We start from the raw sequence: 25,849 nt of genomic DNA on the forward strand, positions 1-25,849 counted from the left end.
CGGGTCTGATTTATATGAATTTTCACTTGTTGTTCAGCAGGATGGCATGGCAAGCAATGCAACATTTCCTGCTCGGCGCAAAAATCTGGGATAATGCGCAGCGCTATGTCTTCAAATCAAACACCTAAAAACTCCCCCAAGAAAGCAACGCCCGGTGCGATAGATGGTTTATCGGGATTGCGAGAGCTTCGACAACAATTGCGTGAGACCACCGCGAAGTCTGAAGTGCCTGAAAACAAACCACGCAATCTCAATGAAGCTGGCGCGGAACAAGTGCGCCCTGCACGAGCGCAGCAAGCAAGGGCGCCAGGATCTCGTCAGCAGTCAAGACCTCAGCCTGGACGCGTAGCCGGCACAGAAGTTGGCCGGAATAGCAGCAAAGACAATAACAAACAAAAAACAGCTGTGCCAGCGAGGGAAGAGCCAGCTCTGCCTTTTCGCAATGCCTTGCCACCGATTACCTTCCCCGAAGAGTTGCCGGTATCTGGCAAGCGGGCAGAAATTGCCGAGGCTTTGCAAAAGCATCAAGTCATTATTGTTTGCGGTGAAACTGGCTCAGGCAAGACTACGCAGTTACCAAAAATCTGCCTGGAGCTGGGACGCGGGCAAAAAGGCCTGATAGGTCATACCCAGCCGCGCCGTATTGCCGCTTCTTCCACTGCCAAGCGTATTGCACAGGAATTGAATTCTCCACTCGGCGAAAACGTAGGTTTTAAAGTGCGCTTTACCGATACCCTGAGCAAGGGTGCATCGGTCAAGCTGATGACGGACGGTATCTTGCTGGCAGAAACCCAGACAGACCCACTGCTCAAACAATATGACACCATCATCATCGATGAGGCGCATGAGCGCAGCCTGAATATTGATTTCCTGCTCGGCTACCTGAAGCAACTGCTGCCCAAGCGCCGTGACCTGAAGATCATCATCACTTCAGCGACGATAGATGCGCAGCGCTTTGCCAATCATTTTGCTGATTCTCGTTCTGGAGAGCCCAAGCCCGCTCCTGTGATCGAAGTATCAGGCCGCTTGTACCCTGTAGAAGTGCGGTATCGCCCTATACAAGATACAGAAAAAGATAAAGAGCGTGATTTGATGACGGCGATTACCGATGCCGTTGATGAATTGTGCCGCGTAGGTTCTGGCGATGTACTCGTATTCTTGCCAGGCGAGCGTGAAATCCGTGATGCTGCCGAGGCCTTGCGAAAACACCATCCACCGCATGTAGAGATTTTACCGCTGTTCGCCCGCCTGTCGGCGCAGGAGCAGGAGAGGGTATTCAAGACCTCAAATGCGCGTCGCATCGTGCTGGCCACGAACGTGGCAGAAACTTCGCTGACCGTACCTGGCATACGTTATGTCGTCGATGCTGGCCTGGCGCGTGTCAAGCGTTACAGCTACCGGAATAAAGTCGAACAATTGCAGATAGAGGCGGTTGCCCAGTCTGCTGCGAATCAGCGTGCCGGTCGTTGCGGGCGTGTTGCGGCTGGTGTTTGCATACGTTTGTACGATGAGCAGGATTATCTGCAAAGGCCAAAATTTACAGAGCCTGAGATTTTGCGCTCGTCACTGGCTGCTGTCATCTTGCGTATGAAATCTCTGCGCCTGACCGATGTAGAAACTTTCCCATTCATAGAGCCGCCGCCTGGCAGGGCGATTGCTGACGGTTATCAGCTCTTGCAGGAACTGGGGGCCATGGACGAAGTCAATCAATTGACACCAGTAGGCCGACAGCTCGCCAAACTGCCGCTGGACCCGCGTGTGGGCCGCATGATTTTGGCTGCGCGTGACAACCAGGCCTTGCAGGAAGTGTTGATCATTGCTGCCGCCTTGTCGGTGCAAGATCCGCGTGACCGTCCCATGGATGCGCAAGCCGCTGCCGACATGGCGCACAAGAAATTTGCCGATGAAAAATCTGAATTCCAGTCTTACCTGAAAATCTGGGCGTGGTTTGAAGATGCCATCGAGCACAAGAAAACCAATAGACAGTTGCAAGATAACTGCCGCTCTAATTTTCTGAGCCAGATGCGCTTGCGCGAATGGCGTGAGGTGCATTCTCAATTGCTGACGATAGTAAAAGAGCAGGGCTGGCGCTTGAATGAGGCACCTGCCACCTACGAGCAATTGCATCTCTCCTTGCTGACGGGTTTGCTGGGTAATATAGGCTATAAGTCAGATGAAGAAGCACATTACCTGGGGGCGCGTGGTATCAAATTTTATATCTGGCCGGGTTCCACTCTCGCTAAAAAAGCCGGGCGCTGGATCATGGCGGCTGAGCTGGTCGATACAACACGTTTATATGGACGCTGCATCGCCCAGATCAATCCGGAATGGCTGGAGAAGATAGGCGAACATCTGCTTAAAAAATCCTATGGCGAGCCACGCTGGGAAAAACGTGCGGGTCAGGTATCTGCCTTTGAACGCGCCACGCTGTACGGCCTGGTGGTGTATAGCCAGCGCCGCACGCAATATGGCTTGACACATCCGGCAGAAGCACGCGAGATGTTCATCCGTGATGCCCTGGTCGAAGGCGAGTTTGATACCCGTGCACCTTTCTTCGCTTATAACCAGAAATTGGTACGCGAGATAGAAAATCTCGAACACAAATCACGCCGCCTGGATGTGCTGGTAGATGAAGAACTGATCGTGGCTTTTTATGATCAGCATTTGCCAGCCGACGTCTGGAACGCAGTCTTGTTTGAGCAGTGGCACAAGGAAGCGACCAAGGCCAATCCCAAGCTCTTGTACCTGAACAAAGACGAGCTGATGCGTCACGAGGCAGCAGGCGTAACAACGGATTTGTTCCCCAAGACCATGCAGGTTTCAGGTGTGGCTTTGCAGCTCAGTTATCACTTTGAACCAGGTAGCCCACGCGATGGTGTGACGCTGACTGTGCCTTTGTTTTCATTAAATCAAGTGTCGGCTGACCGATGTGAGTGGTTGGTGCCCGGCATGTTGAAAGAAAAAGTGCATTTGCTGATCAAGTCCTTGCCGCAAAAGATACGCCGCCATTGCGTGCCTATCCCTGAATATGCAGCAGGTTTTTGTGAGCGTAATGATTTTGGTAAGGGCAATTTCCTTGATGCGGTGATTGCCGATATACGCGAACAAAAAGGCTTGCTGTGCAAGACTACGGATTTCAAATTCGAGACCGTGCCCGTGCATTTGACGATGAATTTCAAAGTCGTTGATGAACATGGCCGTCAACTGGAAATGGGACGTAACCTGGCCAGTTTGCGCGCTGAGTTTGGTGGGCAGGCACGCGAGAGTTTTCAGCGTATTGCCAGTGCAGAGAAACTGGCGCTGCTGGATACCAATCCTGTTGCCGCCAAATCGGCTGTTGTCGCAGAAGAAAAGTCGATCCGTAGTACTGGAAAACCTGTAACTGCGAATGTCCTGACCAGTGCTCCGGTACCGGCATTCAAACAGGAAAATCTGACAGCCTGGACTTTTGACAGTCTGCCAGAATTGCTGGAAGTCCAGCAAGGCAAGCAAACTTTGATTGGCTATCCTGCACTGGTGGACAAACTCATACATTGCCATATTGAAGTGTTTGATGACCCGGATGAGGCTGCGCGTGTACATCGCATAGGCTTGCGCCGCCTGTTTGCCTTGCAATTAAAAGAGCAGATCAAGTTTCTGGAAAAAAATATCCCAGGCTTGCAGCAAATGGGTATGCAGTTCATGGCGCTGGGTTCGCAGGAAGAGTTGCGGGATCAGATTATCCAGGTCGCGATAGAGAGTGCTTTCCTGCAAAACCCTTTGCCTGCCAATTCGGGTGAGTTCAATAAGCGTCGGGATGAAGGTAAAGCGCGATTGAATTTGCTGGCGAATGAAATCGCCCGTACTGCTGCGCAAATACTGGCTGAATACCACGGCTTGCCCAAGAAGCTGCAAGGCATCAAGGCGCATGCGCAAGCTGCAGCAGATATGCAGACGCAATTGCAGATGCTGGTGACCAAGCATTTTATTTCGGAAAATGATTTCACCCAGTTGTCGCATTTCCCGCGTTACCTGAAAGCGATCACGGTGCGCATGGACAAGCTGCGTGCTGATCCTGCTCGTGACCAGAAGTTGCTGGCAGAGTGGAATTGTGTGGCCCAGGCCTGGCAACGTCACCCGCGCAAGACCGGGCCGGACGCTGATCCAAAACTGCTGGAATTCCGTTGGTTACTGGAAGAACTCAGGGTATCTTTGTTTGCCCAGGAGTTGCGTACGCCCATGCCTGTGTCCGTCAAGCGCTTGCAAAAAGTGTGGGAGAGTTTGCAGCGATAGTTCGCATTTGAGATGGATTAGCATGGCTGCAGGCAAAGCTTGGTTGCTTGTTGTATGCTGAGGGCAGGCTTCAGGCTAATCAAGCTGAAGCCTGCTTTTTTTATCGACAGCCAGAAATCCATGAATCACAAACTGAACCCTGCAACCATATTTTTGCTTGTTATCCCACCTTTGCTATGGGCTGGCAATGCTGTCGTCGGGCGCATGATACATGAGCTGGTGCCACCGATTACCCTGAATTTCATACGCTGGGTGCTGGCCTTTTTAATACTCTTGCCCATGGCTGCCCACATTTATCGCCGCGACAGTATGCTATGGCGCAACTGGCGGCGCTATGCCTTATTGGGTTTGCTGGGCGTGGGCCTATACAATGCCTTGCAATACCTGGCCTTGCAAAGCTCTACTCCTATTAATGTCACCCTGGTTGCAGCCAGCATGCCGGTGTGGATGCTCATCGTGGGTCGCTTGTTTTTTCAAGCCAAAGTTACGCGTTGGCAGCTGGCAGGTGCGCTACTGTCTATTGCTGGCGTGCTGATAGTCCTGAGTCGTGGCGAATATGCGCAATTACTGGCTTTGCGTCTGGTGCCCGGCGATATCTTCATGATCATCGCTACCATTACCTGGTCAATCTATAGTTGGTTGCTGACGCGGGGGAATGATGATGAATTGCGTAACCATTGGGCTGATTTTCTGCTGGCGCAAGTCAGCTTCGGTGTATTGTGGTCAGGCGTGTTTTCTGCTGCTGAATGGGCCATCACCACGCCGACGATACACTGGAGACCTGCATTGTTTGCCGCCCTGGCCTTTGTTGCGGTTGGCCCTGCGGTGATTGCCTTTCGTTGCTGGGGGCTGGGTGTGCAAAGAGTAGGGCCGAATGTTGCTGCTTTTTTCAGCAATCTGACACCCTTATTTGCTGCTTTGATGTCATCCACATTCCTGGGGGAATTGCCGCACCTGTTTCATGCGATGGCTTTCATGTGCATAGTTGGCGGCATTGTCCTGTCATCAAGACGCTAGTTCTTTCTCTTAAGCTCTTTTTTTAAACCGGATCGGCAACACCTATAGGGGCTGGTGCAATATTGACGATCAGTGAGAATAGCTGCTCGTATTTGTAGCGTTCACCAGCGTCATCAAGCATTTTGCGATTTTCCAGAAACGCCGCATCGACTTGCTTCCAGTCCTGGTCATTCAGCACTTGCCTGGCAATCGGCATGATGCGTTCTTCTTCTGTACGCATGTGGGAAAAATAAAAATGTGCATATTGCTCCACCAGATCGCGGAACACAGGGAAGGCAGTTTTACCTCCAAACTCATAATCGAGCAAGGCTTGAAATAGCCTGTGCACCATCAGCTCACCTTTGCCGTGCTGTTCGCTTAAGGCATCCAGTTCATTGTCAAGTTGGTGTGTTCTTTCCTTGATCTTGGCAAACAGGTATTGATCTTCCTTGGGGTGATGGACTTTCTCCGGATACTCCATGATGTAGTAAAGCATGGCACGGAAAACTTTCAGATCAGGCGCATTGCCACCATTTTCTACTTGCCGGACGAAATAGCGCATGCCTTGTATGACCGAAGACAAGTGTTCGTGTTCATCCTGGATGATGCGCAGCGAAGCAGGGTAAATATTTCTGACTGACATGGTGGGCCTCCTTGCTGTTCTTTTTTGTTACTTTACTTTGACAAGAGTAGTGAGCTGTTGATCAAGATCAAAAGTGAGGGGCAGTGATAGGCTGATTAATAAAAAAGCCACGCGAGCTGATGCTGGCGTGGCTACAGGGATTTCCAGGATTGCCTTATTTGCCGCTCAACTCCTTCAGCAAGTCCTGGGCGTGGTAAATTTTATCCATGGCTTCCAGTATGCCACCGCTATGCACGGCGACACTGCGGTTGCTGCGTTCATCAAACCAGAACGCTCCGCCTAGGGAATGGATATTGCCATCAAAGACCAGACCGACAATTTCGCCATTTTTGTTAATGACAGGGCTGCCTGAATTGCCGCCTATGATGTCATTATTGGTTACGAAATTGTAAGACTGTTGAAGGTTCAACTTGTTTTTCGCTGCATGCCAGGATGTTGGCAGGGCAAAAGGGTAGGCTCCGGTTTCGTGTTCGAAAGCACCAGCAAAATTGGTGAAGGGTTTAATGGCCTGCTCACCGGCTTGCCAGCTTTTTACCTCGCCATAAGACAGGCGCAGGGTGCCTGTGGCGTCCGGGTAAACGCTGGTGCCTGTCTGCAAAAAGCGAGCTTGTGCAATCAGTTCAGCATTTTTTTGCACGACGGATTGCACTTCCTCTTCCATGCGCTTGCGTGCGCTACGAGAATCCGCATCGACGGCCAGCGCCAGTTTGATGAACGGGTCATCAGACTGGATGATGGCTTCCTTGCCGCCATTCCATAAAGTCTTGCGGTATTCAATATCAGCCAGACGGGTTTTACTGACCAGTTTTTCTGTCAGTTGTTCAGGCGAGAGTTTCCCCAGTACCTGTTTGACGAAGGCATGATTGCTACCCAGGTCTTCACGCATCTTGGTCAGCGAATGCGCAAGTTTGACTTTTTCAAACTCGGGATAAATTGGTGCTTTTGAAAATACCATTTGCTGGATACCAGGCAAACGGTTTTCGGTAAATTCCGGCAGGCGCTCGGCATTGCTTTTGATCTTCTCATCTGCCGTGCGGACAAGATAGCGGGCTATGCGGAAATAATCACTGGAAAACGCTTCGGCACCTTCGGTCATGCTGGAGATTCTGTGTAGTTGGCGATAGTTCTCCTGCGCCTTGGCGATGGCATCCCAGGCGCCACCGACTTTTGCCTTGAGTTCAGGCCTGGCATCGACAAACTGACGCAATGCGGTTTCTTCAGCTTGTTTGCGGGCGGTGAATTCCGGGTCCAGCAGGGTTTTTAATCTGCCCACGCCAGCTTTGTAGCTGTTTTCTGTACCGAATAACAGATGATCGGCAGTGCGCGCTGCTTCCGGACTGGTTTTACGGTATTGCGTGAGCACACCGCGCAATTCTGCCAGATGCTGCAGTCTGTCGATCAAACCAATATCGCGCAGGCTGTTCAGTTGCGCCATTGTCAGTTGGCGCTGCGTAGAACCAGGATGACCCGTGATAAATGTCATTTCACCTTCTTGTGGCCCGGTTTTACTGAAGGGGAAAAAATTTTTGATTTCAACAGGTTTGCCATTTTCATACACCCGCAACATGGTGATATCGAGGTCATAGCGCGGGAAATTGAAATTGTCCGGGTCGCCACCAAAAAAAGCGATGGATTTTTCTGGTGCCCATACCAGGCGGGTATCGGCATAGCGGTGGTATTTATACAGATGGTAGCGGCCACCATGATAAAGATCGACGATGTCGCAACGGGTTTTTTCCTTGTCTTCACCCACGCAGGCGGAAGTCAATTTGGCGTGTATGGCATTTTGTGCCTGTTTGAATTCTGTGCCTTCCAGGCCTGCAGTGGCTTTTTTGACGTCGTCTGTCACATCACTGATATCTTCCAGGCGGTTTAATTCCAGCGCTGGGCATACTTGTTCTTCTTCCCGTTTTTTTGCCAGGAAGCCGTTTTCTACATAATTTTGTTTGGCAGTCGATAATTGCTCTATGCAGCCTGAGGCACAATGATGATTGGTCATGACCAGACCATCTTTGGAGACGAAAGAGCCAGAGCAACCGGGTAGTTTGACTGAGCTCAGCATGGTATTCCTGACCCATTCTGCCGTAGGTTTGAAACCATATTCCGCTTGCAGTCTGGTGCCGGGTAAATTGTCCAGTGTCCACATGCCTTCTGCGGCCATCGACAGCGCCGGCAATGCCAGGCTCAGCAACAAGAATTTCTTTTGCATCTTTTTTCCATTACTTTGAAAATAAATTGCCTCTCGCCAGGGGGGCGGGAGGCAGGGTTTTTTCATGTTCAGAAACTCATTCATTGTTGAATCAGCTTCTGATAGATTTGCTTATTGTATTAGCGTTTTGCCTGTATTGCTTCAATCTGATCCATGATTTTATTCATGCGTGCAAACACCGCCTGATATGGGGCAGGTGAGGCCAGATCCACACCCGCGCTCTTGACCAGTTCATAAGGATAGGCAGAGCCGCCCGCTTTCAATATGTTCAGGTATTTATCCCTGGCACCAGTTTGGCCCTTGAGGATTTCGTCAGCAAACATCGAACCTGCAGCGATGGATGTAGCGTACTGGAATACATAGAAGCGGTTATAGAAATGCGGGATATATGCCCATTCCACAGCATAGGTATCGTCTATCTTCATGACACCTTCTTTGTCGCCATGATAGCTTTTCAGGATGTCGCCATAGATTTTCGACAGTGCTTCACCCGTCAGGGATTCGCCTTTATCGACCTTGGCATGTACTTCACGTTCAAAGTCTGCAAACATGGCCTGACGGAAGAAAGTGCCGCGCAGGTTTTCCAGCGCCGAGCCCAGGTAGAGCAGGCGCTCGTCATCGCTTTTGGCGATTTTCAGCATATGGTCAAGCAGGAAGACTTCATTAGTGGTCGAAGCAATTTCTGCCGTGAAGGTAGGGTAGTCCGCACTGATGAATGGCTGATGTTTATTGGCCAGATAAGAATGCATGGCATGACCCCATTCATGGCCCAGGGTCGAGACAGACTCATAATCATCGTTGTAGTTCAACAGCAGGTAAGGATGAATATCATAGGCAGCGCCATTCATATAGGCACCCGAGCGTTTGCGTGGACGCGGGTAAACATCCATCCAGCGTTCAGTCGTGGCTTTTGCCATGGCCTTGGCATAGTCATCACCCAGCGGCTTGACTGACTCCAGCATCAGTCTGACGCCATCCTTGATAGGATATTTAAAATCGCCAGACACCAGCGGCGGATAAATGTCGAAATAACGCAGGTCTTTTACACCGAGCAGTTTGGCGCGCAGTTTGAAATAGCGGTGCAGGGTAGGGAGGTTGGCACGAGTTTGCGTTACCAGTGTGTCATACACTTCGCGTGGCAACTTATTGTTATCCAGCGCCTGTGTTAGCGAATCCGGATAATTGCGTATCTTGGCGTAGGCCGAGTCACGTTTTAACTGTTCGTAGAAGGTCACGCCATAGCTGCGTTCAAACTCTTTCCATTTGCCCCAGAATGCATCAAACACCAGTTGGCGGTCAGCACGGTTGGGTGCAGCACGGTATTTGGTATAGGCAGCCTGGTCTATGCGTACTTCTTCACCTGTCGATAGTTTGACTTTGGGCCAGGGCATTTCTGCGTTGGATAAAGTCGAATAGACAGCGCTGGCAGTGTTGGTCGCCATGCCAAAAGTGGCGATAAGTTCTTCGCCCTTTTTGTCCAGGGTGTGAGCACCTGAGCGCAAGATGTCATCAAGCTGGTGGGCATAAATCTTCAAGCCTTTCTCTTTGGCCTGGAATGCCTGGATTTTTTTTGCGCCTATGCTCAGAATTTCCGGGCGCAGGAAAGAGGTGGCTTCTTCAACCTTGCTACCCAGAATATCTGAGCGTTGGCCCAGGTCCATGCCAGCATTGTCACCCGTATCCTGATCGCGGAACTGGAATGCATAGCTGGCCAGTTTTGCATAGCGTTTGGATAAATCAGCGTTCAAATCCAGGCAAGTCTTGAAGCGGGCGATATTGTCAGCCAGATGACCACTACAGGTTTGAAACTGTTTTAGCTGCACTTCCAGCATGACGGCATCCTTGTCCCAGTCTGCCTTGCTCTGATACATATCATTTAAATTCCAGCGGTCTGCTTCGGTCTCGCTGGGATGAGCAGCAAAGGCGAAGCTGGGTAAGGTCAATGCAACAGCGAACAAGTTGCGAACAAGATGTTTATGCATGGTTAATGGTCCAGTGTGGATTTTTTTGGATTAATAGATGTGCAACAAATGCAGGGTGGCGGCTTATTGTTTATTTGACATTAGTACTTTTCAGTATGGTCATATTAGCCCTGCACTTGAGGCCATATTCTGGTCTGAAAGTTCACAATTGAAAAGCAAAATTGGAAATATATTTACCATAAGTCCAATATTTAATTATTAAATTATTACTTTTATTCCGGACGACAAGAAATCATGTGATACACGCACGCACGGGAAGGCGAACTCTGGCTCGCCTTCCCGTGCAGATGAGTGGAAATTATTTGCTCACTAACTCTACCTTGATCAGATTGTCATCTGGTTTGCGATCTACATATTTAATGTCTGGATCTATGCCTGCCTTGGCGGGCAAGTCCTTGACGACGAGCTTGAACACCATTTCTTTTTGATTGATGAGCTGACGCTGACGCAGCAAGGGTTTGCCGTCTTTGTCATCTATGCCTATATCCATCCAGTCTTTCAAGGGAACTTCTTTTTCCACACCCAGTTCATCTGCCTTGAGTTTATTGCTGGTGACTTTGAGCGTCACTTCATACTGCCCGTCAGGCAAGGTATGGGCAACAGCTGAAATCGCGCGGTTTTCATACAGGGTGATGGAGTCAAACAGGTCATCAATCACATATTGCTGCTCAGTCGGTGTGACTTCGCGCAATGCCCTGGTCAGTGCCGTGCTGCTAGGGTAAGGCGCACCCTTGTTGGCATGGCGTGCAATGACCAGCCGCAGGGCCTGATTGACTTTGTCCTCACCGATCTGGTCTTGCAGCAAATACATGGCCAGGCTGCCTTTGGCATAGTGGATATAGTCTTGATTTTCATTGCGTGCCAGCGGCAATTCTTTTTTCCTCTCCTGACTGCGACCCTGTAGATACCTGTCCAGCTCAAACTGCAGGAAGCGGCGCATGGTTGCATCACCATAGGTATGCTTCATGACCATCAATGCGGAATACTGCGCCAGGGTTTCTACCAGCACTGTGCCACCCTTGCTGTTACCCGAGATGACCTGATGTGCCCACCATTGATGGGAGACTTCATGTGCGGTCACATAGAAGGGGTAATCCACTTCTTTGGGATTATTGTCATCGACGCGGGCAATGAAACCTATGCTTTCTGAAAATGGTATGGTGTTAGGGAAAGCCTGGGCAAATCTCGCATATCGGGGAAACTCAATGATACGGACCAGTTTATGCTGGTAAGGGCCAAAATTCTGGGTGTAGTAGTCCAGCGATTTTTGTACGCCCTTTACCATGCGGTCCAGATTGTATTCATGCCCTTTGTGGTAATCGATTTCTATAGGAATGTCATGCCATTGCGCTTTTTTTACTTCATAACGACCTGACAGGAACGCATAAAAATTCAAGATAGGTTGTTCAGGCACGTATTGATAATAATTACGCCCATGTTCTTGCCACTGGCGCTTTAAGGTGCCAGGCGCAACGGCCATCTGATCTGCCGAGGTTGACACCACCGCATCAAAGTTGATCCAGTCAGCGTCATTGGCGATATAGCTGTTTTCCAATGCCTTGGGATCATCGGTTTCAGCCATTCTTTCTTTTTCAGGCAAGCCCTGCTCGCGCCTGGCTTTATCTTCCTGCAGTTCCAGCGCAGCCTGATAGCCTATATGGGGTAAGAGTGTGCTATTGAAGAAGCTGCCATTGTAATAAAGGTAGCTGCCCTGGCTCATGCCCAGGAAGTTTTTGGGTTTGATGTTGAGCTCAAAATTGAGCGTCAGTTTCTCGCCCTCTGCCAGCGGTTTTTTCAATTTGTAGCTATGGAACCCTAGCTTGCCATCGGCGATATTTTTTTCACTGGCAAGATCAAACTCCATCTTGATAATATCGATATCTTCTTTTTGCGTGATAAATATTTCCTGTATCGCCTGCTTGCTGCGGTTGATTAATTGATAGTTGCCTTTGATATGGGCGCTACGGGTTTCAGGATAAAGATCAACGTTCAGTTTGACGTCACTGATACGTGGCTGTGCCTGGCTGGCATATTGTTTATAGCGTTTTTCATACTGGGCATTGTCAGTCTGTTGTGCAAACTGGTTTTGGTAAGTATTGAGAACGTTAGTGAAATAAAAGATCGCGGCGCCAGTCAACACAAAGATGCAACTGCCAGACGCGAGCAAAATGACATTGCCGCCTTTGAAAGCCTGTTTCGCAGAACGCAAACGCAGGCGGAAATTAGTAGTCGTGCCGCGTACCCACATCATCAGTGACAGGCTGACCAGTATCAGGGCGGCCCCTGTCCAATAAGCCAGATACCAGCGCGAAAGAGCCAGCATGTGACCATAGCCATTCATGTCTGAATAGGTGAATGCTGTCGTGATTCCATAGCGGAACATCGGATGTTCGATACCCAGTGCAGGCAGGGCTATTGTGGCTGCGTAATACAGTACGATCAAAAAGTAAGCCAGGTATTTGTGATTGACAATGGCTTGCAAGGAAATCGCAAGCACTGCCAGCAAGGCATAGTCCGGCCACTGCATCAGGAACAATTGTTGCAGATACTGGGTCAGCTCATAATTGGTGTAGCCCTTTACCGTCTGTATCAGGATGCCGCACGCCATCAGCACAAACAGCATGATGTCTTGCAAAACGATCAGTGCAATCAGTTTTGCAGTGAAAGGCAGGTAATTGGGTATGGGCAGTGCATCAAGCAATTGCGCAATACGTGCATCCCGTTCGCGCCATACCAGTTCACCAGCGTAAAAAGTGGTAATGGCAAGCATGAATATCCCAAAGCTGCCACTGAGAATTTCGAGTACAGCATACGTCACGGGATAAGTGGGCGTGCCAAACATCTTGGTGATGGAACTGGAAACCGCGAACATGAACAAGACGCCTGCCAATAGCATGACGATGAAATACACGTTTTTGACTGACTCGCGCAAATTCAGCATGCTTTCGGCGTACAGCAGTTTCCAGTTGCGGCTGTTGGCGAAATTCGGCGTGACTTTTTGCGGCTGGATAATGACAAGGGTAGCTGTGGCCTGATCCTTCTTTTGTTTGCCAGCCGTATTGACGGTAGCGAATTGAAAGCGCCAGTAGCATAGCGCCAGACTGGCGAAGCCAAGAACCAGCCAGATCAGGCGGTTAATCAGGAATACACCATCCAGCGTAATCTGCCGGGTATTCTTGTCGGCGATGCTCCAGTATTCAGTCACCATGCTGATGGCAGAAGATCCGAAAGGATCAAGCAGGGCGGCCATGGTCTTGTTATCCAGATCAGCCCGCAATGAGCGGGCGACCAGGTAGCCGATAATCAACAGCACGCTGGATACATACACCGGCATCATGCGGCGGGTGAGTGCCCCCAGGGTAAAAAAAATGCCACCAAAAATAATAAAGTTTGGCAAGATCGCATACAGATACGGCATCAGATAAGACAGGGCTTGTACTGGCCCCAGTCTGACGGCCTCCAGACCCGGCAGATAGCAACCCAGCCATGCGCCCAGGCCAAGACCAGAAAAGATGATGATGGAAGTCAGCAAGGCACCTGAAAAGCGGCCCGCAAGATATTGGAATTTGCTGATGGGCGCACTATAGAAAAAATGCCAGGTATGATGTTCTATGTCCTGATGCGTCGCCTGTCCCATCAAGGCCGCGACTGTGCTGATGCCAAGATAACCAAGAAAGGTGATGCTCTGGAAAACTGCCACCGGTGCATTGACATTGACCTTGCCGCCAAAGCCTATGGAAACACCGGGAAAGACGCCACCGGCAGCCGCCATCCATAGCAGGGCCAGACTGAAAAAAACCAGAAAATAAACGTAAGTAGAAAGACTACGCGACTTCTGGCGCAGCTCGAACATGAGTATCGCTAACATGATGACTCCTCAGGCTGTGCGTTGAACTGGCGATGTCGCTTGGCTCGCCAGCAAACCGGCCATCGCAGAGAAATAGACATCTTCCAGGTTGCCAGCAGCCGCTTCAAATTCATGGCCCGGTTTTTCATCTGCATATACATGGATGAGTGTGCGGCCTGAGGTCAGGCGGCTGGAGATTAGTTGGTATTTTTTCTGGCAGTCGGCGAGTTCGCGTTTTTCTATAAAGCGTTTCCAGATTTTTCCCTGTATCTGTGCTACCAGGGAAAGTGGCTGTCCGGTCAGTATGACTCGCCCCTTGTTGATAACAGCCATGTTATTGCATAGGTCTGCAACGTCTTCGACGATGTGGGTAGAAAGGATGACGATTTTTTCTGTGCCTATGTCAGCTAGCAAATTGTGGAAACGTACCCGTTCTTCTGGATCCAGGCCTGCAGTGGGTTCATCGACGATGATCAGTTTAGGATCGCCAAGCAGGGCCTGGGCTATGCCAAAACGCTGGCGCATGCCACCAGAAAATCCGCCGAGGTGCTTGCTCCTGACATTGTAGAGATTGGTTTGATGCAATAAGGCCTCGACTGCCTCTTTACGCTGCTTGCGCTGATCAAGTCCCTTGAGGACGGCGAAGTGATCCAGCAAGTCATAGGCGCTGACCTTGGGATAGAGCCCGAAATCCTGCGGCAGGTAACCCAGCAGGCGGCGGATATGATCTTTTTGTTCATGTATATTGATATTGTCCAGCATTGCAGTACCCGCATCGGCATCCTGCAAGGTCGCCAATGTGCGCATCAGGGTTGATTTGCCTGCGCCGTTTGGCCCTAGTAAACCAAACATGCCAGCAGGTATGGTCAGGTTGATATCATTAAGTGCTTGGACACCATTACTGTATTGTTTTGATAGCTGCTGTATGCGAAGTTCCATGCTTTTGTCCTTGGTGTAATTGAACTAATCCATGCGCAACGGGCGCGGGCACAGATATCTTATGTAAATGGAATGGGCAAATGGAAGGATGCGATGAAACGGGGCCAGCCGGGGATGGAAATGAAGAATTGCGGCTTGAATCATTTAATCATTGAAACAGGGCAGGGGAGTTTGCCCACTGGTTCGGCCGCTTAAGTCAAAATGAACCTGGGTGCTGCAAGTTTGCGCTTGATGCGATATAATATGGGTTGGCGGGCCCCTGCGCATTGCGGCATGGCCAATCTGGTCAGGTCGGGAACGAAGCAGCCACAGTCATTTCCCGCAAGTGCCGCAGATCAGGCTCGCCAACTTCCAGTTTTACATCCCCCATCTTATTTTCGTCACCATGAGTTTTGCATCCATGGATTTTTGCTGTTCATGCCGCAAATCGGTCTGTTTGCTTGACAGGCGCAATTAATGGAAGCAACAAGTTCAAGCTTGTTCCCTGGCCAGGCACGCTTTGAAGTTCGATTTTCCCTCCCAGCACATCAGTCACCAGGTTATAGACGATGTGCATGCCCAGACCTGAGCCACCTTTCCCTAGTTTTGTCGTAAAGAAGGGATCAAATACACGCGCCAAATGTTCCGCTGAAATACCCGCACCGTCATCGCTGAAGATGATTTCTACCTGATTGGCTCCGGCCAGGCGGGTCTTCAGGTACATATTGCCATGCTCGCAGTGTTCAAAGGCGTGTGTCAGTGAGTTCGTGATAGAGTTGGTCAGAATTTGCGCCAGTGCGCCTGGGTAGCTTTCCATAGTGACTTCCGGTGCCAGGTCTATGTGCAATTGATGCTTGCTCCTGCTATACATGGGTTCCAGAGTGGTCAGGATTTCGCTGAGTGTGTTACTCAGGTCAAAACGCCGTCTTTGATTACCGGACTGATCTACTGCAACCTGCTTGAAGCTGAGTATCAACTGTGCAGCACGGTCGAGACTGCGTACCAGGATATTGGCGCCTTTGATGGTTTCCTGCGTCAATTGTGTGAGGATGGAGCGGCGTGGCTGGCTGTTGGATAATTCGTTCTCCATGCTGGCCGCATGGTCTTGCATGGTGGAGGCGACGGTAACGCTATTGCCTATAGGTGTATTCAGCTCGTGAGCTATGCCTGCCACCAGTGAGCCCAGCGCAGCCATTTTTTCAGAGCGTATCAACTCATCCTGCATGGTAGTCAGACTGTCGAGCGCATTTCCCAATTCTTCATTGGTTTTTTCCAGACTGTAGGTGCGTTGCCTGACGCGTTCTTCAAGTTCAGCATTCAACTGTCGCATGTCATTTTCCATGGCGCGCATGCGGCTGATATCGATGGGCGTAAAAATAACCATCCTGTCGCCATCAGATTCCAGCAAGCGTGAAGACAACAGGCAAGTCGCTACACTGCCGTCCTTGTAGCGAAAGCGCATTTCAAATTGATCGACAAAACCCTGTTCATTGAGTAATTTCAGGTAGGTAGATCGTAAGGAAATATCTTCCCACAGTTGCAATTCTTGTGGCGTTTTGCCGAGGATTTCGCTGAGGCTATAGCCAGCCTGTCTGACGAGGCTGTCGTTGATTTCTACAAACCTGTCATTGCTGAGACTGATCAGGGCGAGCGGGACCGGGGAATACTTGAATAAATTGACGAATTTGTTTTCGCTCATGCGCAGCGACATCTCCGATTTTTTCAATGAATCTTCGGAGCGGTGCAGGCGGCGTATGTGCAGCCATAGTAAAAATGTCAGCGTACTCAATAATAATATTGTGGCCCCTGAAAACACGATACGGTCACGGGTGCGGTCACGCCAGGCAGCCAGAATGGAATCACTGTCACGTGCAAACACAGAAACGATAGGGAAGCCAGCAATTTTGCGATAAGTATAAAGGCGCTCTATTTGGTTTTTTTCGTCAAGAAACTGGCTGTCCATAAAATTACCTTCAACAGCCTGCCTGAGCATGTCCTTGATCAGCGGCGATTGCCCGACTTCTTTACCCACATATTCTTTATCAAATGGGAAGCGGACAATGACAGTGCCATCTTCAGTAAATAAAGAGACCATGGCCTTGCTGTCTTTGGCAACCCTGGCATACACAGAGCTGAAATAGGACACACTGATGTCGGTACTGATAATGCCAAGATGCTTGCCATTGTCTGCAAACAGGTTGCGGGCAATGGGGACGACGAGTTCGGTATCGTAAAAACGCTGAAAAGGATGGCCGATCACGGCATGCCGGATTTCAGGATGTTTCAGCAATACGGGAATGTAAGTTCTCTCGTCAGCGTCAACCTGAAAGGCTGGATAGTCTATGGTGCTGACAAAAGCTTTGCCCGAAGGATTAACGTACTGCAATGCTTTCAATACCTTGTTGAAGGGCTGTGCCTTGGTAATCAATTCACGGATGATGTCGTCATTAAGCTCTTGTTCGCGGCTCATGGATTGTATGGCACTGATGACCGTGCTCAGGTTGCCATCTGCCTCGCGCAAGGTCTGGGTAGCATGTTCTTCCAGCAAACGGACAGTCACCAGACCATTTTCATATTCAGATTTGAATGTGACATTGCGGTCTTGCGAGATGGCCCACCAGGTTTGCATAATAATTGCAACAATTGCCAAACCTGCAAGCAACAGGAAAATGACACCAGCAAACCTGGATCGTTCAGCCGGTACTGCCATATCTGTCCTTGTCTCTGTATAAATATTCTTTGATTGTTTCGCAGGCACCGTTGCATCTGACAAGCTATTGGTGTCACGTACATCAATAGTATACCCCGGTCCCCAGGCAAAAATCCTGTCCGGGAACTCTTTCAACATAGCCTTTTTTCTTTTCCAGATCCCTGGTGACAGGATTGGGCCAGCGATAATTCACCCATCCTTTCCCTTTGGAGAAACATTTCTCTACCATTTCCCTGATCAGGAAAACACCATCCTGGTCACGCATGTCGAGCATGACTTTGCCAACAATCTTGGGGTTTTTGCCATGCACAGACTGATATCCCTTCTGGTCCAGGGTGTAAAGGTAAAGGTCACCTTTTTTATTGATTTCACTGACAGAGTTGAAGGGGCTGTCCAGCCGGTTAAATTCGATAACGGCCTTATCTACGCCGTAAGTCTTGATATATTCCTGCGCTTTTTGTATCAGGGCCAGAGCTTCAGCTTCTGTGCTTCTCTCTACAGCTATCGCCTGAAGTGGGACGCTGATAAGTAAACTCAGAACCAAAGCGTAGCAAGTTCTTTTCATGCTGGTCTCCTTGTTCTGGCAGCATCTGAAGAGATATAACTGGTATCCGATTTTGTATCATAGGGTTAAAGCGGGCAAGCATAGTTCAAATAAAAGTTAATTGTTGCTTAAATTAACTCGATTTAACAGTGAAATCGTTGTTTTTCAGAAAGTGCATGCAGGCCAGGATAAGGGGTCATGCATGAGCGGGATTTGATTGCTATTTTGCCAGCGTCGAGGCGACCGGGCGCGCATGATGATATGCGCGCCAGTGCCGGACTGCCTGGTGTTGGTGATGTACTAGGCAGCAGCCCTTTTGTCAGTTACGGTGGCGATAGGGCTGAACTGTGTTGCAGTAATGACGATCAGGATCAGCAAGCCGCCACTGCCCATGAACAATTGCGGAATCGTGATGCCACGCAGCAGCCAGCCTGTGAAAGCAGCCGAGACCGGCCCTATGCCCATGAAGATAAACATGAACATGCTCATGGCGCGGCCTATCATATGAGGCGGTACCTGTTTTTGTACCCAGGTAAATACGGCCACATGCAGGAAACCACCGAGTATACCCACGCTTAACAAAATCAGGGCCCCTTGCCAGCTTGCGCTGATCAGGCCCATGGGGGCAAACAGAATGCCGACCAGAAAATCGACCAGCAGAATAGTGCGGCCAAGGTTGCCAAAGCGCAGATTGGGCTTCATGCCTGCCAGTGCCATTCCCAATAAGGTGCCCGCACCGTGTGAGCCTGCCAGTAAGCCCAGTGCGCTGGCACTATTGCTGAGCTGGTTTGCCATCACCGGTAGGGCAATCTGTATCGGCCCCATGATAAAGAAAGCGATTGCCGCCCAATAGATAAAGCAGCTACGCAGTTGTTTCTCATTCCAGCAATAACGCAAACCTTCTGCGAGAGACTTAAGCAGTGCCGGTTTTTGTGCTGCAGGTGTTGCGCCAGGTGATTTTGGCATGCCTTCATTCATCCTGACCTTGCTCAGCGTCCAGGCTGAAAAAGCATAGGTAAAACAGTCAAAGAAAAATGCTGCTGCCAGGCCTTGCGCATCATGGACCATGCCACTTTCTTGCGTACCAAACAGGGCGATCAACAGGCCCGCCAGTACCGGGCCGATGAACATGGTCAACTGACGCATGCCCAGCATGATGCCATTTGCTGGCTGCAATTGCGATGGCTGTACGACACGCGGCAACATCGATGTACCTGAAGGTATGCTGAAGGCTGTCGATATACCCAAACCCAGGGCCAGCGCATAGACCATCCATAATTCCAGCTTGCCGTAAAAAATCAGGGCACTTAATATTCCCAGCAGCAGCGTATTGATGTATTTGGTTTGCATCATCACAGTCTTGGGCGAGTAGCGATCGACCACTGCTCCACCTAGTAATATCAATAACGCGCGCGGCACGCTGATCAATGCCAGCACGATGCCGAGTATCAGGGTGTCACCAGTCATCTTCAGGACAAGCCAGGGCAGGGCGATTAAAGTAAATTGGTCACCCAGCATGGAGATCGCGCCGCCGCCTATCATCCAGAGGAAATTGCTGTCCTTGAATATGCCCTTGGGCTTGCTGTCGGCTGTATTCTTGTTTATTTCGTTCATACTGTTTTCCTTCATTTCTGCTTCATGGGGTAATTCTTTTCGAGAATTGCCAATCCCTGGCGAGCGTAGGCAATGATGGATGGCGTCAATCCGCCTCCTATACTTAGCTCGGGCTCTTTTTCATGGATGCTCCTGACCTTGAGCATGGTGGGCAGATGGTTACCCCAGGCGTCCATGAACAGGGTGCGCCACTTGATTAAAATGGCTTGCACGTCCGGGTGTTCGGGTGGCAGGTTCAGGGCCATTTTCTGTCTCACTTCAGAAAAGACCCGGGTCCAGGATTCGGCATTTTTAAAAAAGGAGTGACGGAAATACTTCAGTTCTTCTTCACTCAGGTGTTTCCTGTAAATGTCGTACCTGACCTCTACTGATGCCTGGGTGATAAAGTCCATCATCTCATCATCGACACCGCTTAATGACTGCAGTGAAGGTTCTTTTCTGTGCATCAAAGTGAATTTGCTGAGTAATCTGGGATCAGGCATGATCTGGCTCATGGCTAGCACCCATTCCCTGGCCAATTGCTTGGCCAAAGGATCAAGCGGTGAGGTTTTTTGATCCAGCAAGCTCCTGGCTGCCTGGATAAGGGGCGACATATGCGTTTCAAGCTTGCTTTTTGCCTGTAGCTCTAGTTCACGCATGTGCAAAATCTCATCTCGGCTGAAGTACTTGCCTATCAAACTCATCATTTCCAGCGTCGAAAGCCAATATTCCAGATTGGGTTCGCTTTTGGCTTTCAGCACGCCAGACAATTGTTGCAGTCTGTCGCGTAACTCCATGCTCTGGGCTATCTGCTGATCCAGGCCAGAAATCTGTTCGTCTATGACATAGTGCAAATCACTACCAGCTCCGTTGATGACATCGCCCACTTCTGCCAGCGATAAATCCAGGCGACGCAGGGCTTGTATGTGATGCAGGCGTTTAATATCTGATCTGTCGTAGAGGCGATACCCTGCCTCTGAGCGCGCAGATGGCTTGAGCAAGCCAATTTTGTCGTAGTGATGCAGTGTGCGTATGGTCAGGCCAGTGCGGCTGGCCAGTTCACCGATTTTCAATAACATACCTGATCTCCTTCAATGAGGGAGACTATAAAGCCTCACCTAATGTCAGGGTCAAAGGTTTTTTGAAAATATTTTTATTACCTGATTTATTTGTCTTTTTTGTATTGTTGTGGCCAATATGCCCACATGACACCCAGCAAACTGGTCAGCAGGATAAAGCCCCATTCCATGCCACCTTGACCAGGGCCGACAACATACCAGCCATATTGGGAGTGAACATGGAGCAATCCAAAGCAAACAACAATGATGTGGCCGATGCACGCAGGGACGACCAAACGATTAGCCAGCAATGCCAGGCTGCTGGCAGTTTGCACCAGCAAGACCAGCCATGCCAGGGCAGTGCCAAAAGGGTAGCCAAGTTCAGCCAGGAACTCGCCAAATTTGGGAATATTTGCCAGGTGGGTGTAGCCATGCAGTGGGTGCATCAAAATAATCAGTGCGACACCTATTCGTACGATATCCATGCCGCGGTGCTGGTTTGCTGGATTTGCTTGATTAAATTTATACCATTGTTGAATCATGGAAAGTCTCCGAAATAATGAGCTTTCGACAATGGCAGAAAATCAAATTGGAAATTGGCTTATGTGATCAAACACTCATGCAGAGTGATGAATTCAAGCTGGGATTGAGATGGAGATAGTCTGGCGACGCGCCGTCACCAGACCAATGGATCAATAGACCAATACACATTAATGCTTGATTTCAGGCGCGGTGAGCGTACCTTCAGTCAGTGTGCTGGCAACGAACAACTGCGCGCAATCCACCTTGTCGAAGCCATAGTGCTTGCCGCAGAAATCGCAATTGATATCCAGCGTGCCAAGATCCGCTATGGCAGACTGGATTTCTTCTTCACCCAGCATTCTGAGCATGTCGCCGACTTTTTCACGGGTGCAGTTGCACTGGAACTGCGGATGCAGAGGATCGAATACGCGTATGGTTTCTTCCCAGAACAGGCGGTGCAAGAGTATGTCTATGCCTGTGCTGAGCAATTCAGGGCGTTTTAAAGTGTCACCCAGCATGACGGCGTGGTTCCAGGCTTCGGTTTCATCTTCCACCTGGGCTTCAGCACCACCGGTTTTTGGCAGCTTTTGCAGCAGCATGCCACGTGCGACCTGATCGTCTGCTGCCAGCCACAGCTTGGTGTCGAGTTGCTCAGAGCGCTGCATATAGTTTTCTATGACAGTTGCAATGCTGTCACCATCCAGCGGCACGATGCCCTGGTAAGCTTGCTGGCCTGGCAATTTATTGTTAGGGTCGAGCGTAATCACAAAACGACCTTTACCATGGGAATGGATCAGGTCAGCCAGGCTGGCGTCATCTGCGATATCGGCATGCTCGCTGAGTTTGGCAGTGGCACGCATTTTCAGTTCTGCATCACATTCCACGACCAGCAATTTGACCGGGCCATCGCCATGGATTTGCATGATCATGGTGCCGTCAAACTTCAGGTTGGCGGACAGCAGGGCAGACGCGGCCATCAATTCACCAAGTATGGTTTGTACCGCAGCCGGATAAGTCTTGCGTGCCAGAGTTTGTTGCCAGGTGTGGGTCAGTTCGACCATTTCGCCACGTACACCAGCATGTTCGAACATGAATTTTTGTAGGGTATCAGTCATTGTTATCGTTAAATCAGTCTATGCGTTTCAGTTGTGTTTTAAAGGCTTGTCCGCGTTTTACGTAAGTGTCGGCATTGCGCTGAAGACCTACAATATCGGCTTCGCCCAGTGTCCTGACTACTTTGGCGGGCGAGCCTATGATGAGGGAGTTGTCTGGGAATTCCTTGCCTTCCGTGACCAGTGCACCGGCACCAACCAGACAGTTTTTGCCTATCTTTGCACCATTCAGCACTACCGCCTGTATGCCTATCAATGAGCCATCACCAACAGTGCAGCCATGTAGCATGGCCTGATGGCCGACAGTCACATTTTTGCCTATCACCATGGGATAGCCAGGATCAGTATGTAAAATGCTGCCTTCCTGTACATTGCTGTTTTCACTGATGGTAATCAATTCATTGTCGCCGCGTATGGTGACGTCAAACCAGATGCTGGCATTGGCTTCTATTTTGACTTTGCCTATGATGTTGGCACTGTCGGCAATATAGGCGGATGCATCAATTTCAGGTACTAGGTCACCGAATTGGTAAATGGGCATGGTTATTCCGTAAAATGACGCTTTTTTAGCTAAAGCAGTATTGTAAACCCCTGCGGGCTTACTTGCCTGGCTTCACAAGTATATGAAAGATAAAGTTATTAATGAGTTAAGAGCATGCGCATTGGCTGCGGTACTGGAACCAGATCCTCAACGTAAATGTGAGGCTATTCATGCAATTCTCAAGGAGGCGTTACTCGATGTCTCCTCAGTTTTTGCTGAGCCAGAAGGAATACCTGGTCGCCTGAACAGGCCAGAACTGGTGCCGCCGGGTAAGGTAGGCCGTCGTGCCATGAATACAGTAGAAGGCAGGGCGGTGCTGATTCACGCACTGGCGCACATAGAATTGAATGCAGTTAATCTGGCGGCAGACATCATCTGGCGTTTTGCCGGCATGCCCGTGCAGTTTTACCTGGACTGGCTGAAAGTGGCCAAGGAAGAGGCCTATCACTTCCAGTTACTGGTCGGGCATCTGCATACCCAGGGTTTTGCTTATGGCGACTTCCCCGCGCATAACAGCATGTGGGAAATGGCAGAGAAAACCAAGGGTGATCTATTGGCTCGCCTTGCCCTGGTGCCGCGCACGCTGGAAGCACGCGGCCTGGATGCGACGCCTGCCGTCATGGCCAAGCTGGCACAGGCAGGTGACCAGGCTGCTGCCGATATTCTGGCGATTATCCTGCATGATGAAATTGGCCACGTTGCCATCGGCAATTTCTGGTACAAGAAGCTGTGTGCTGAGCAGGGTCTGGATATCATTTCGACATATGCCGAGATGACCCGAAAATACAAGGCCCCGCCAGTGCGGGGGCCTTTTAACCTGGAAGGCAGGAGAGCAGCAGGGTTTGATGAAGATGAATTGCGTGCCCTGCAGGCAGCGGCAAATATTTAATCCCCGGCACGCACCGAGCCTATACCTTCCACAGATTTGCTGACATTGCGTGGGTGGCCATAATAAGTCAGGCTGCCTATGCCTTGTACTGATGCATTCAGGCTCTCGCGTGCATTGACTGATACCGAGCCTATGCCTTCTATGTGAGCATCTACCTGCTCAGCAATTAAGTCTTTGGTTTCTACCAGGCCTACACCTTCGGCACGCAGGATAAATGATTTGACCTTGCCATTCGCCACCAGCATGCCTGCACCTTCGTAATACAAGGCAAAGTGGGGTCCAGAAAGATTGTTCAAGATGGTCTTACCTGCACCTTCCATCTTGAACCGGCTCATCTCAGGGATGCTGATAATGACCTGGGAATTGTCACTGACCTTAAAGGAATTTTTTTCTTTGTAAGAAATGACCAGTTCGTCACCAATGACTTCAGTAATGACGTTATTGACAAACCTTTCATTGCCCTTGACTTGTACCGACTGGGGTTTGCCAACTTCCACCACCAGGCTGAAGGCACTGCGGGTCTTGATGGACTTGAAGGCGGGCAGGTTACGGGTTTGCTCATCGGCAAAAGCAGTAGAACTCAGCAGCAGGGCAGCTATCAACAAGATGTGGCGCATGGTTTTCTCCAATGAAAGGTGTTTGCATTGGTGCCAGTATTGCCAATTTTGTTCTTGCCTGCCCACGCTTTGCGATGAACTGCAAAATTCTGGGGATGAGCCGTCATTCAGGCCGGGCGCACCGTGTTCAGCTTTTCATAGTGCAGCATATCCAGCCATACACCATTGCGAAAGACCGAAGCATGCGAGTGACCATACTCGCTGAAGCCACATTTGCGCATGATGGCCTGGGATGGCAGGTTGTCGATGATGACGGTCGCTTCAATCCGGTTGAGTTTGAGTTCTTCAAATGCCTGCTTGACGACGGCATTGACTGCAGCAGTCGCGTAGCCATGGCCTCCATGCCGTTTGCTGAAGCGGTAACCCAGGAAAGCCTTGTGGTATTGATCTTGTTCAACGCCACGCAGGGTGATGCGGCCAACGACTTCATTCTCTATCCATGCCAGATAGTGATATTCACGATTGGCGCTGGCCAGGTATTGTGCCTGCTCCAGGCTGGAGCGCACTTCTGGCAGACAATAAAAGTCATTGCCACGGCTGGCTATCCATTCTTCAAAATGGTCGCGGTTTTCTTTTTCAAATGCGAGTACGGCAGCTGCATCGTCGGATTTGACTAGCGTAATGATCAGAGATGAACTCATGGAGATGGTGTCAAAGCTGGTTGGTGAATGAAGGATTGTAATGGATGCTTAAAGTTGTTGCTGTTACTGTCGTAATCAAGATAAACCACTTGCATTGAAGAATGTCATGACAGCACTCATAAGATCAATCGGCTCAATGGTAAACCGGATCGCGTTAATTTTCCTCGGCGTATTCTTTTCTACGCACTCCATCGCACAAATGACCGATCCCGGTTTGCCGCCTAATTTGCCGTCCAATAAGGCCCTGGTATTGACAGGCTTTGCGGTTAACAAGCCTGTGCAGGTGCTCGATATTGATGATGCTTCACAGGGCTTCCCTAAAGCGATTGCTCGCAGGCTCATGCGTGAACGACAAGTGCAGGTACGCACCTCACCTGATTTATTGTCGTTTGACTGGCAGCAGGATGTGCCGCCAGTGAATCTTTTGCAGCAACTGGGGCGCACTTATGCCAGCCGTTACATCGTATCGGGTGAGATACGCAATGCCGGTACCAAGATAGATACCAACCTGTTTGGTCTGACGCAAAAAAGAACCCGTGCCATAGAATTGGATGTGCGCATTTATGACGCAAGTACTGGCCAACTGCTGGCTCAGCAGGAATTCTCAAATGCCGTTGCGGGTAATGTGAGTATAGGACGTGAGCATGTCTTCGATGGTTTAGCCTTCAATAGCACCCTGTATGGCAAGACTATCAGCGACATGCTGGACCAGGTTGCGAGTCTGGTCAGTGCCACGGTGATGGCGCAGCACTGAT

The 25,849-nt window shown here is 50.0% G+C and carries 18 protein-coding genes and 1 other RNA gene; 5 read left to right on the forward strand and 14 right to left on the reverse strand.

The genetic code is table 11. The annotated features are described in order from the left end of the window. Positions 1-105 precede the first annotated feature (105 nt). On the forward strand, positions 106-4,272 hold the full coding sequence (gene hrpA / locus ACO0LN_RS01285) for an ATP-dependent RNA helicase HrpA (protein ID WP_422970595.1): 4,167 nt from the start codon (positions 106-108) through the stop codon (positions 4,270-4,272). A gap of 120 nt (positions 4,273-4,392) precedes the next feature. Further along, positions 4,393-5,289, forward strand: coding sequence for a DMT family transporter (locus ACO0LN_RS01290; RefSeq protein ID WP_422970596.1), 897 nt, complete (start codon positions 4,393-4,395; stop codon positions 5,287-5,289). A 22-nt stretch (positions 5,290-5,311) separates the two neighbouring features. Here the strand turns inward: ACO0LN_RS01290 and ACO0LN_RS01295 are convergent, their stop codons facing one another. The 5 genes from ACO0LN_RS01295 to ACO0LN_RS01315 all read right to left on the reverse strand — a co-directional run bounded on the left by ACO0LN_RS01295 (position 5,312) and on the right by ACO0LN_RS01315 (position 14,888). Continuing rightward, positions 5,312-5,911, reverse strand: coding sequence for a hemerythrin domain-containing protein (locus ACO0LN_RS01295; RefSeq protein WP_422970597.1), 600 nt, complete (start codon positions 5,909-5,911; stop codon positions 5,312-5,314). A gap of 154 nt (positions 5,912-6,065) precedes the next feature. Further along, positions 6,066-8,120 carry a S46 family peptidase gene (locus ACO0LN_RS01300; RefSeq protein ID WP_422970598.1) on the reverse strand — a complete coding sequence of 685 codons (2,055 nt, stop codon included), beginning with the start codon at positions 8,118-8,120 and terminating at the stop codon, positions 6,066-6,068. 119 nt (positions 8,121-8,239) lie between these two features. Then, entirely contained in the window at positions 8,240-10,102 is a 1,863-nt protein-coding gene (pepF, locus tag ACO0LN_RS01305; RefSeq protein WP_422970599.1) for an oligoendopeptidase F, read from the reverse strand. A 298-nt stretch (positions 10,103-10,400) separates the two neighbouring features. Further along, positions 10,401-13,970: an ABC transporter permease/M1 family aminopeptidase gene (locus tag ACO0LN_RS01310; RefSeq protein ID WP_422970600.1), complete on the reverse strand. Its 3,570-nt coding sequence runs from the start codon at positions 13,968-13,970 to the stop codon at positions 10,401-10,403. A 9-nt stretch (positions 13,971-13,979) separates the two neighbouring features. Continuing rightward, positions 13,980-14,888 carry an ABC transporter ATP-binding protein gene (locus ACO0LN_RS01315; protein WP_422970601.1) on the reverse strand — a complete coding sequence of 303 codons (909 nt, stop codon included), beginning with the start codon at positions 14,886-14,888 and terminating at the stop codon, positions 13,980-13,982. A 250-nt stretch (positions 14,889-15,138) separates the two neighbouring features. Here ACO0LN_RS01315 and ffs point away from each other — a divergent pair. Then, positions 15,139-15,237, forward strand: an RNA gene (gene ffs, locus ACO0LN_RS01320) — signal recognition particle sRNA small type. Positions 15,238-15,303: 66 nt separating this feature from the next. Here the strand turns inward: ffs and ACO0LN_RS01325 are convergent. From ACO0LN_RS01325 to ACO0LN_RS01355, 7 genes are all read right to left on the reverse strand, one after another. Further along, entirely contained in the window at positions 15,304-17,577 is a 2,274-nt protein-coding gene (locus tag ACO0LN_RS01325) for an ATP-binding protein (RefSeq protein WP_422970602.1), read from the reverse strand. Between the two features lie 82 nt (positions 17,578-17,659). Further along, on the reverse strand, positions 17,660-18,142 hold the full coding sequence (locus ACO0LN_RS01330) for a cache domain-containing protein (RefSeq protein ID WP_422970603.1): 483 nt from the start codon (positions 18,140-18,142) through the stop codon (positions 17,660-17,662). Positions 18,143-18,421: 279 nt separating this feature from the next. After that, on the reverse strand, positions 18,422-19,735 hold the full coding sequence (locus tag ACO0LN_RS01335; RefSeq protein WP_422970604.1) for an MFS transporter: 1,314 nt from the start codon (positions 19,733-19,735) through the stop codon (positions 18,422-18,424). An 11-nt stretch (positions 19,736-19,746) separates the two neighbouring features. Then, a complete protein-coding gene (locus tag ACO0LN_RS01340) occupies positions 19,747-20,793 on the reverse strand; it encodes a MerR family transcriptional regulator (RefSeq protein ID WP_422970605.1) in 1,047 nt (348 codons plus the stop codon). An 86-nt stretch (positions 20,794-20,879) separates the two neighbouring features. Further along, positions 20,880-21,257: a DoxX family protein gene (locus ACO0LN_RS01345; protein ID WP_422970606.1), complete on the reverse strand. Its 378-nt coding sequence runs from the start codon at positions 21,255-21,257 to the stop codon at positions 20,880-20,882. A gap of 225 nt (positions 21,258-21,482) precedes the next feature. Then, the gene (gene hslO / locus ACO0LN_RS01350; RefSeq protein ID WP_422970607.1) at positions 21,483-22,409 is read right to left on the reverse strand and encodes an Hsp33 family molecular chaperone HslO; all 927 of its coding nucleotides are present in this window, start codon (positions 22,407-22,409) and stop codon (positions 21,483-21,485) included. Positions 22,410-22,422: 13 nt separating this feature from the next. Next, a complete protein-coding gene (locus tag ACO0LN_RS01355; protein WP_422970608.1) occupies positions 22,423-22,947 on the reverse strand; it encodes a gamma carbonic anhydrase family protein in 525 nt (174 codons plus the stop codon). Between the two features lie 82 nt (positions 22,948-23,029). On the opposite strand from ACO0LN_RS01355, the gene ACO0LN_RS01360 reads away from it, so the two are divergent. After that, positions 23,030-23,836: a ferritin-like domain-containing protein gene (locus tag ACO0LN_RS01360; protein ID WP_422970609.1), complete on the forward strand. Its 807-nt coding sequence runs from the start codon at positions 23,030-23,032 to the stop codon at positions 23,834-23,836. On the opposite strand, the gene ACO0LN_RS01365 is transcribed toward ACO0LN_RS01360, so the two are convergent. Further along, the gene (locus ACO0LN_RS01365) at positions 23,833-24,453 is read right to left on the reverse strand and encodes a GIN domain-containing protein (RefSeq protein WP_422970610.1); all 621 of its coding nucleotides are present in this window, start codon (positions 24,451-24,453) and stop codon (positions 23,833-23,835) included. The genes ACO0LN_RS01360 and ACO0LN_RS01365 overlap by 4 nt on opposite strands. 107 nt (positions 24,454-24,560) lie before the next feature. Further along, positions 24,561-25,094, reverse strand: coding sequence for a GNAT family N-acetyltransferase (locus ACO0LN_RS01370; RefSeq protein ID WP_422970611.1), 534 nt, complete (start codon positions 25,092-25,094; stop codon positions 24,561-24,563). A 199-nt stretch (positions 25,095-25,293) separates the two neighbouring features. Here ACO0LN_RS01370 and ACO0LN_RS01375 point away from each other — a divergent pair, with 199 nt between their 5' ends. Next, entirely contained in the window at positions 25,294-25,848 is a 555-nt protein-coding gene (locus tag ACO0LN_RS01375; RefSeq protein WP_422970612.1) for a flagella assembly protein FlgT middle domain-containing protein, read from the forward strand. Position 25,849: the final 1 nt, after the last annotated feature.

This window comes from Undibacterium sp. TC9W (assembly GCF_049339865.1).
GTDB lineage: Bacteria > Pseudomonadota > Gammaproteobacteria > Burkholderiales > Burkholderiaceae_D > Undibacterium.